Origin of the sequence: Methylibium sp. (genome assembly GCF_013817365.1) — a bacterium.
GTDB lineage: Bacteria > Pseudomonadota > Gammaproteobacteria > Burkholderiales > Burkholderiaceae_C > Methylibium.
The window spans coordinates 1-8,496 of record NZ_JACDCU010000151.1; the positions used below are offsets into that span (position 1 = coordinate 1).

Here is an 8,496-nt window from a genome sequence, read left to right on the forward strand (position 1 = left end):
GCGCATTGCCTACCAGGCCAGACCGCGACTGTTCGACCGGCAGATCGTGTTGCCCGAGCTTCTCTACACACGCGTGATCGAGGCCGTTGAACGCATCGGTGCCCACGGCGAAGTGATCCTGCCGCTCGACGAGGCGGCACTGCGCGAGCGGCTGTGGGCCGCGTTCGACGCCGGCCTGCGCGTCTGCGCGATCGTCTTCATGCACGGCTACCGCTACACGCAGCACGAGCAGGCGGCGGCGCGCATCGCCCGCGAGGTCGGCTTCACGCAGGTGTCGGCCTCGCACGCGGTGAGCCCGCTGATGAAGTTCGTTTCGCGCGGCGACACCACGGTGGTCGATGCCTACCTGTCGCCCATCCTGGCCCGCTATGTGGAGCGCGTGGCGGCGCAACTGCCGGGTGTGCCGCTGTACTTCATGCAAAGCTCGGGCGGCCTCACCGGCGCGGCCGCGTTCCAGGGCAAGGACGCAATCCTGTCGGGCCCCGCCGGCGGCATCGTCGGCATGGTGCGCACTGGGCTGCAAGCCGGGCACCACAAGCTGATCGGCTTCGACATGGGCGGCACCTCGACCGACGTGTCCCACTTCGCCGGCCACCATGCCGGCGACTACGAGCGCGTGTTCGAGACGCAGATCGCAGGGGTGCGCCTGCGCGCGCCGATGATGAGCATCCACACGGTGGCGGCCGGCGGCGGCTCCATCGTGCGCTTCGAGGGTGCGCGGCTGCGCGTCGGACCCGAGTCGGCCGGTGCCGACCCCGGGCCGGCGTGCTACCGGCGTGGCGGGCCGCTCACCATCACCGATGCCAATGCGATGCTCGGCAAGATCCAGCCGGCGTACTTCCCGCAGGTGTTCGGTCCGCAGGGCGACGAGCCGCTCGACCACGAACTCGTGGCCGCGCGCTTCGCCGCCTTGGCGCGAGAGATGAGCGAGGCGACGGGGCGAGCGATCTGCGCCGAGGCCGTGGCCGCCGGGGCTCTCGAGATCGCGGTGGCCAACATGGCCAATGCGATCAAGCGCATCTCGGTGGCCCGCGGGCATGACGTGTCGGACTACACGCTGCAGTGCTTCGGCGGCGCCGGCGGCCAGCATGCCTGCGGGGTGGCCGACGCGCTGGGCATGAGCCGCGTCTTCATCCATCCGCTGGCGGGGGTGTTGTCGGCCTACGGCATGGGCCTCGCAGACCGGACCGCCCTGCGCGAGGCAGCGGTCGAGCGCCGGCTCGATGCCGAGGCGCTGGCGCAGGCGGCGCGCCAGCTCGACGACCTGGCCGCGGCAGCGCGCGGCGAACTCGAGCAGCAGGGCGTGGCCGGCGAAAGCATCACGCTGCTGCGGCGGGCGCATCTGCGCTACGAGGGCACCGACACGGCCCTGGTGCTGCCCTTCGGCGACGAAGCCGTGCTGCGCGCTGCGTTCGAGGCCGCTTACCGCCAGCGCTTCGCCTTTCTGATGCCCGGCAAGCCGCTCGTGATCGAGGCGGTGTCCGTGGAGGCGGTGGGCGCCGGCGAGGCGCTGAGCGCGGCGGCCGCGCAAGCGTCGACACCTCACCGGCCCGCGCCGAGCACAACGGTGCGCATGCATGTGGAGGACGCCGAGGGGGCCCGCTGGCGCGAAGCCGGCTTGTACGAGCGCGACTGTCTGCGGCCCGGCGCCGTGATCGACGGGCCGGCCATGATCGCCGAGCGCAACGCCACCACCGTGGTGGAGCCGCACTGGCAGGCGGTGCTCACCGCGAACGGTGCGCTCGAGCTCGCGCGCAGCGAGCCGCGTCGTGCTGTGCACGCGCTCGGCACCGAGGTCGACCCGGTGCGGCTGGAGGTGTTCAACAACCTGTTCATGAACATCGCCGAGCAGATGGGTCTGCGGCTGCAGAACACGGCGCACTCCGTCAACATCAAGGAGCGGCTCGACTTTTCCTGCGCGCTTTTCGACGGGCAGGGCGAGTTGATCGCCAATGCGCCGCACATGCCGGTGCACCTGGGCTCTATGAGCGAGTCGATCAAGACGGTGATCGAGCGCAATCCGGCGCTGGGGCCGGGCGATGTGGTGATGCTCAACGATCCGTATCACGGCGGCACGCATTTGCCGGATATCACGGTGGTGACGCCCGTCTTTTTGCCGGAGGCAGAGGGAGCCAAACCGCTCTTCTACGTCGCCTCGCGCGGCCACCATGCCGATGTCGGCGGCATCACGCCCGGCTCCATGCCGCCGTTCTCGCAGACCATTGCCGACGAAGGCGTGCTGTTCGACAACTTCATGCTGGTCGAGGGCGGCCGCCTGCGAGAGGCGCAGTTGTTGGCTGCGCTCGCAAGCGGCCCGCACCCGGCGCGCAACCCGCAGCAAAACCTCGCTGATCTGCGTGCGCAGATCGCGGCGAACGAACGCGGCGTGCAGGAACTTCAGGCGCTTGTCGAACAGGTCGGGCTCGACACGGTGCAGGCCTACATGGGCCACGTGCAGGACAACGCCGAAGAAAGCGTGCGCCGCGTCATCAGCGTGCTGAGAGACGGCGCCTACACGCTGGCGCTCGACAACGGCGCGCAGATTGCCGTGAAGCTGACGGTGCATGCCGCCACCCGCAGCGCCACCGTCGATTTCAGCGGCAGCAGCGCGCAGCTGCAAGGCAACTTCAATGCGCCCAAGGCGGTCACGATGGCCGCGGTGCTCTACGTCTTTCGCACGATGGTGGGCGATGACATCCCCCTCAATGCCGGCTGCCTGAAGCCGCTCGAGATCATCAATCCCGAGGGCTGCCTGCTCAACCCGCGCCCGCCTGCGGCGGTGGTCGCCGGCAATGTCGAGACCTCGATGTGCGTGACCAATGCGCTGTACGGCGCGCTCGGTGTCATGGCGGCGAGCCAGTGCACGATGAACAACTTCACCTTCGGCAACGCGCGTCGTCAGTACTACGAAACGATCTCCGGAGGCAGTGGCGCCGGCGTACTTTTCGATGCGCAAGGCCAGGCGGCCGGCGGCTTCGACGGCACCGCGGTCGTGCAGACGCACATGACCAATTCGCGCCTCACCGACCCCGAGGTGCTCGAGTTCCGCTTTCCGGTGCTGCTGGAAAGCTACGCCATCCGCCGCGGCTCGGCCGGATCGGGGCGCTGGCACGGTGGCGACGGCGGGGTGCGCCGAATGCGCTTTCTCGAGCCGATGACGGCTTCGATCCTTTCCAACGGCCGCAGCGTGCCTGCCTTCGGCCTGGCCGGCGGCGCGGCCGGAGCGCTGGGCAGCAACCGCGTCGAGCGGGCCGGGGAAGGTGGCCGGCCTTCGAGCGTCGAGACGCTGGGCCACATCGGCTCGGTCGAGATGCGGCCGGGCGACGTGTTCGTGATCGAGACGCCGGGCGGCGGCGGCTACGGCAGCGCGGCATGAGGCACGGCGCAGGCGGCTCCTCGACGCGCGTGCTCGTCAGCGGCTTCGAGCCCTTCGGCGGCGCTGCGCACAACCCCTCGCAAGACGTGGCGCGCGCGCTCGACGGCACCTGTCTGGCCGACGGCAGCGTGCTGCACGGCGTGGTGCTGCCGGTACGGTTCGCAGACGCAAGCACGGCGCTCGCAGCGGCTATCGAGCGCACGCGGCCCTGCTTGGTGCTTGCCCTTGGCCTGGCGACTGCCCGCAGCGAAGTGGCGATCGAGCGCGTGGCCCTCAACCTGTGTGACGCGGCCATTGCCGACAACGCCGGACTGCAGCCGCGTGATATGCCCGTGATCGAGGGCGGCCCGGCGGCGCTGTTTGCGACCTTGCCGGTCAGGGCCATGCTGGAGGCTCTGCAGGCGGTGGGGCTGCCCGGCACGCTTTCGCTCAGTGCGGGCAGCTATGTCTGCAACGAGGTGTTCTATCGCCTGCTGTACGCACAGGGCGCCGAAGGGATCCCGGCGGGGTTCATGCACCTCCCGCCGATCGAGCGCATGGCGCTGAACGATCAATTGCGCGCGGTGCGAATGGCGCTCGATGCGGCCCTGGCGGAGATGAGCGATGACAACAACGTCACGCCCGGGGTGCTCGACATCGGCAGGAGCTGAGCGCGGCTCGAGAGCACGCCGCGCTTTGGTCAGATCCCGTCGCGTTCGACGTAGGTACGCCAGCGGCCCATCGCCTGGTCCATCAATCTCACCTGCCGGTCGAAACCGGGACAGGCTCGGCAAGCCATCAGATGAAGCCGCAGTGCCACACGGTCGGCCAGGCCCAACTCGCGATCGACCCGCCCGGTGATCAGGCGGGAAGCTTCCAGACAGGTGCGACGCAAGGGGATCTTCATCGGCGCTTCGATCGGACGGAGGGGAAGGGGGAGGGGGGCGGGGCGGCAGTATGAATGGCAGACGGAGCGGGTGTGCTGAACCAGTTGATCTGCAGGCATTCGCGCAAGCGCAAGCGCGCTCGGTGCAACATGACCCACAGATTCGTCGGCGTGATCGACAGTTCCTTACAGATCTCGTCAGTCTCCAGTTCCATCCACTCCCGCATCAGGAACACCCGGCCAAGCTGGTTGGGCAGCTTCTCGACGCAGGCGTCGAGCACCACCATGAATTGCTGCTGCCCGATCACCGCCTGCGGATCGCCCCACTCGATGGGCGTCTCGCGGAAGTGGCCGCTCTGGTCGTACAAGGCCTCTTCGAAAGCGGCGCCGCCGTCGTCGTCGTCGGTGGTCATCGAGCACTCGCGCGAATGCTTGCGCACCTGGTCGATCAGCTTGTGCTTGAGGATGCCGATGAGCCAAGTCTTCGGCTGCGCGCGGCCGGCAAAGGCCTCGGGCTTCTCGAGCGCCGCGAGCATCGTCTCCGATACCGCATCTTCCGCCCAGGCCGCATTGCGCAACTGCAGCTTGGCGTAGCGCAACAACTGTGGTCTCAGGGTTTCGAGCAGGGCAGAGACATCGGTCATGTCGGGGACGAGGCGCTTGCGGTGCGGCAGTGTAAGGACAACCTGTGAGCAGCGACACACCGGCGTCGCGCATCGCGGCTCACTCATCCCCTTCTCGGAGTCCACCATGAACCAACGTTTGATCGCTTCTTCGGCCCTGGCATCCATCCTTGCTCTGGGCCTCGTCGGCACCGCATCGGCGCAGGAAGGCGGCAAGGAAAAGTGCTACGGCGTTGCCAAGGCCGGGCAGAACGACTGCGCCAATCTCGCCGGCACGCACTCCTGCGCCGGCCAGTCCAAGGCAGACATGGACGCCGGCGAATGGAAGTACGTGGCCAAGGGCAGTTGCAAGACGCTGGGCGGCCTGAGCGCCGGCGAAGCGAAGATGAAGATGGACAAGAAGGGCTGAGCAGCGGTCGACCCTTCGTCTTCCGACAGCAGCTTGCCTTTGCATGAGCGCCGGCATGAACCGCATGCACCTCAGGATCGGCCCGAACGACAGGGCCGCGGCAGCCGGCGCAGATCATGCGGATGGGAGCAACGCCGCCCGCGGCGCGGCGCAGGTCGGCATCGGCCTGCGCCAGCCGCATTACCGCGAATGGGCCGAGCGTCGTGTGGCGCTCGGTTTCGTCGAGGTGCATTCGGAAAACTTCTTCGCCGACGGTGGTGCGGCGCTCGCGGCGCTCGAGAACGTGCGCGAGACGCATGCCGTGAGCCTGCACGGCGTCGGCCTGGCGCTGGGCTCGGCGGTGGGCATCGATGCCTGGCATCTCGAACGGCTGGCACGGCTGGTCGAGCGCATCGAGCCGGTCCGGGTGTCCGATCACGCCTGCTTCGCCCGGGCGCCGTTCGTGAAAGCGAGTTCGCGGCCCGCGCAGGCCACGGTGTTTCATGCGGCCGACTTGCTGCCGATCGCCTTCACGCCGGCCTCGCTCGACATCCTGTGCACCAACGTCGATCAGGTGCAAGAGCGCTTGCGCCGCAGCGTTCTGGTCGAGAACCTGTCGGCGTACCTTTCCTTCAACGATGCCGAGCAGATGCCCGAGCCCGTGTTCTTCAGTGAACTCGTGCGACGCACCGGCTGCAGCCTGCTGCTCGACGTCAACAACCTGGTCGTCAACGCGATCAACGCGCAGCGTGACGGGCTGGCGTCGGCCGATCCCGTGGCCTTGGCGTGCGCGTTCATCGACGCGCTGCCGCCGGGCGCCGTCGGGGAATTTCATCTGGCCGGCTATTGCGACACCGGCAGCCTGGTCATCGACGACCACGGCAGTCGCGTGCATGCGCCGGTCTGGGCCGTGTACGAACACGCACTGGCGCGCTTCGGCGCGCTTCCGAGCCTGATCGAATGGGACACCGACGTGCCCTCGCTCGACGTGCTGCTCGACGAGGCGGGCCGCGCGGCATGCCGGCAGAACGCGCTGCCTGCGCCCAGGGCGGCCGCATGAGCCGACAACGCGAAGCCGAGCGGCAAGGTGCGCTGCTGGGCGCCTTGTTCGCGCCTGCCGAGGCGCCTCGGCTCGCTGAGCGAGTGGCGGCTGATACCCTGCCTCCGGCCCCACCGGGCAACCGGTCGCGCGATGGGCACAGCGATGCTGCTGGCGATGCGCAGGGCCCCGGCGGCACTTTGTGGAATGCCCACATCGCCGAGCGGCACGAGCGCCTGCAGCGCGGCCTCGGCGCCTATCGCGGCAACGCCGCCGGCATCGCCGAGCGCGCGCTGGCGGCTGCCTATCCGACCTTGACGGCGCTCGTCGGGCCGCAAGACGGCGCGGCCTTGGCGCGAGCCCTCTGGCGCGCTTCGCCGCCCTTGCGGGGTGACCTGGCGCAATGGGGCGGGGATCTGCCGGAGTTCATCGAAGCCCAGCGCGGTCTCGATCCGTGGCCGTACCTCGCCGATTGCGCCCGGCTCGACGCGACCGTGCAGCGCTGCGAGGCCGCCGCAGATGCCGCGCCGGAGCCGGCCACGCTGACGCTGTTGGCCGAACAGCCGCCCGAGGCGCTCGTGCTGAGGCTGCTGCCCTCGGTGCAGTTGCTTGCCAGCGACTGGCCGGTGGCGACCCTTCATGTTGCTCATCGGCACACCCAGCCTGATGGCAGCGCGCTCGACATGGACGCGCTGGAATGCGCGCGTGTGGCTATCGGCGAGCGGCGCGGCGAGTCGGTGGTGGTGGCGCGTGCGGCTTGGCGTGCACTGCCCCACGCCGTCGATGCACCGACCTTCGCGTGGATGCGCTCCCTGCACGCCAACGCCACGTTGGCGCAGGCTCTGGTGCAAGCCGGCCCGGACTTCGAGTTCAACGCCTGGCTGCTGCAGGCCGTGCAGCAGCAGTGGCTGTGGAAGGCCGAGGCCCTGCCTTCACCCGGCACGGATTTGCAACAACACCCGCCCATCGCAAGGAGATCGACATGACCCCCACTTGGCTCGACCTGCCGATAAGCGCCAGCCGACTCGCCACCCGCGCGCTCGACGCGCTGCAGCCCGCCGCGCAACTGGCCGCGCGCGTGTATATCGGGGCGGCGTTCTTCCGCTCTGGCCTGACCAAGCTGGCCGACTGGGAGACCACCCTGCTGCTGTTCGAGAACGAATACGCCGTGCCGCTGCTGCCTCACGAACTGGCGGCTGTGCTGGGAACGGGCGGCGAGCTGGTGCTGCCGGTGCTGCTGGTGCTGGGCCTGTTCGGGCGGTTCTCGGCCCTGGGCCTGTCGGTGGTCAACGTCGTCGCCGTGATCAGCTTGGCGGAGATCGCTCCGGCCGCCCTGCAACAGCACGTGTTCTGGGGAAGCCTCTTGGCCGGGCTGGCGCTGTGGGGCCCGGGCCGCTGGTCGCTCGATGCCTGGTGGTGGCCCAAGCTGGCCGGTACCGGTACCGGTACCGATGCCAGCGCTGACGTGCGAGGCGCGAAGCCGATGCCGGCGGTCAGAGGTCGCGCGGCCTGAACTCGATCAGCATGGCCGGCGGCACGGTGCCGTCGGTGTCTCGCGGCAGAGTCCCGGTCCGGTCGATCGCGCGCAGCACCGCCTCGTCCCAGGCCGCCACGCCGCTGGACTTGACCAGCCGGCGACCGATGATGCTGCCGTCGGGCGCCACTTTCACCTCGACCGACGCGAGGGCGTTGTCGGGTGCTGAGTCGGTGAACACGACGTTGGGCTTGATGCGTGCCCGGATGCGGCCTGCGTAACCGGCCGACGGGCCGGCACTTTGCGCCGCAGTGCCGGGCGAGCCCGGCGAGCCGGTGGCATCGACCTGGCCCTGAATGCGGGCAAGCTGCTGCTGGCGCTGGGTCTCGACGCGCGCCGCGCGTTCGGCTTCTTCCTTCGCTTCGAGCTTGGCCTGGCGTTCGGCTTCGGCTTGTTTGCGCTGTGCCTCGGCGCGCTTTTGCTCCTCTGCGCGCTTCTGGGCTTCGGCGCGCTTGAGGGCCTCGGCCTTGGCAAGCTCGGCTTCGCGCTTCTCGGTGGCACGCTTTTCCTCGGCGCGCTTTTGCTCGACTGCCTTGCGTTCGGCTTCGCGCTTCTCGGCCGCGCGTTGCAGCCGCAGTTCGTCCTCGCGCTTCTCCTGCGCGATCTCGGCGTCCCGGTTGGGCGGCGGTGGCGGGGGTGACGGTGCCTGGACAGGCGGTGCGGGTGGAGGC

At 69.2% G+C, this 8,496-nt stretch carries 9 protein-coding genes; 6 read left to right on the plus strand and 3 right to left on the minus strand.

Features of this window, described 5'->3' with window-relative positions; translation table 11 throughout:
- A partial coding sequence (locus H0W38_RS10800) for a hydantoinase B/oxoprolinase family protein (RefSeq protein WP_292453766.1) occupies nt 1-3,376 on the plus strand: 3,376 nt, incomplete at its 5' end.
- The gene (locus tag H0W38_RS10805; RefSeq protein WP_292453767.1) at nt 3,373-4,026 is read left to right on the plus strand and encodes a pyroglutamyl-peptidase I; all 654 of its coding nucleotides are present in this window, start codon (nt 3,373-3,375) and stop codon (nt 4,024-4,026) included. The genes H0W38_RS10800 and H0W38_RS10805, both read left to right, overlap by 4 nt.
- 29 nt (nt 4,027-4,055) lie before the next feature.
- Here the strand turns inward: H0W38_RS10805 and H0W38_RS10810 are convergent, their stop codons facing one another.
- Together H0W38_RS10810 and H0W38_RS10815 are read right to left on the minus strand one after the other, a co-directional pair.
- Entirely contained in the window at nt 4,056-4,262 is a 207-nt protein-coding gene (locus tag H0W38_RS10810; protein ID WP_292453768.1) for a zf-HC2 domain-containing protein, read from the minus strand.
- Complete coding sequence (locus H0W38_RS10815) at nt 4,259-4,885, minus strand: sigma-70 family RNA polymerase sigma factor (protein WP_292453770.1); 627 nt, start codon at nt 4,883-4,885, stop codon at nt 4,259-4,261. Before H0W38_RS10815 ends, H0W38_RS10810 begins: the two co-directional genes overlap by 4 nt.
- 106 nt (nt 4,886-4,991) lie before the next feature.
- On the opposite strand from H0W38_RS10815, the gene H0W38_RS10820 reads away from it, so the two are divergent.
- From H0W38_RS10820 to H0W38_RS10835, 4 genes are read left to right on the plus strand one after another with little or no spacing between them, the layout of a single operon-like run.
- Complete coding sequence (locus H0W38_RS10820) at nt 4,992-5,273, plus strand: DUF2282 domain-containing protein (RefSeq protein WP_292453771.1); 282 nt, start codon at nt 4,992-4,994, stop codon at nt 5,271-5,273.
- A gap of 55 nt (nt 5,274-5,328) precedes the next feature.
- Nucleotides 5,329-6,312, plus strand: coding sequence for a DUF692 domain-containing protein (locus H0W38_RS10825; RefSeq protein WP_292453773.1), 984 nt, complete (start codon nt 5,329-5,331; stop codon nt 6,310-6,312).
- The gene (locus tag H0W38_RS10830) at nt 6,309-7,277 is read left to right on the plus strand and encodes a putative DNA-binding domain-containing protein (RefSeq protein ID WP_292453774.1); all 969 of its coding nucleotides are present in this window, start codon (nt 6,309-6,311) and stop codon (nt 7,275-7,277) included. The genes H0W38_RS10825 and H0W38_RS10830 overlap by 4 nt, the downstream gene beginning before the upstream one ends.
- Nucleotides 7,274-7,804: a DoxX family protein gene (locus tag H0W38_RS10835; RefSeq protein WP_292453777.1), complete on the plus strand. Its 531-nt coding sequence runs from the start codon at nt 7,274-7,276 to the stop codon at nt 7,802-7,804. The genes H0W38_RS10830 and H0W38_RS10835 overlap by 4 nt, the downstream gene beginning before the upstream one ends.
- Here H0W38_RS10835 and tolA read toward each other — a convergent pair.
- The coding region (gene tolA / locus H0W38_RS10840; RefSeq protein WP_292453779.1) for a cell envelope integrity protein TolA at nt 7,785-8,496 on the minus strand (712 nt) is incomplete at its 5' end. The genes H0W38_RS10835 and tolA overlap by 20 nt on opposite strands.

Bases quoted from the DNA above. Each gene is read 5' to 3' on its own strand.
- H0W38_RS10805 (WP_292453767.1), top strand. From the start codon at position 3,373: ATGAGGCACGGCGCAGGCGGCTCCTCGACGCGCGTGCTCGTCAGCGGC.
- H0W38_RS10810 (WP_292453768.1), bottom strand. From the start codon at position 4,262: ATGAAGATCCCCTTGCGTCGCACCTGTCTGGAAGCTTCCCGCCTGATC.
- H0W38_RS10815 (WP_292453770.1), bottom strand. From the start codon at position 4,885: ATGACCGATGTCTCTGCCCTGCTCGAAACCCTGAGACCACAGTTGTTG.
- H0W38_RS10820 (WP_292453771.1), top strand. From the start codon at position 4,992: ATGAACCAACGTTTGATCGCTTCTTCGGCCCTGGCATCCATCCTTGCT.
- H0W38_RS10825 (WP_292453773.1), top strand. From the start codon at position 5,329: ATGAACCGCATGCACCTCAGGATCGGCCCGAACGACAGGGCCGCGGCA.
- H0W38_RS10830 (WP_292453774.1), top strand. From the start codon at position 6,309: ATGAGCCGACAACGCGAAGCCGAGCGGCAAGGTGCGCTGCTGGGCGCC.
- H0W38_RS10835 (WP_292453777.1), top strand. From the start codon at position 7,274: ATGACCCCCACTTGGCTCGACCTGCCGATAAGCGCCAGCCGACTCGCC.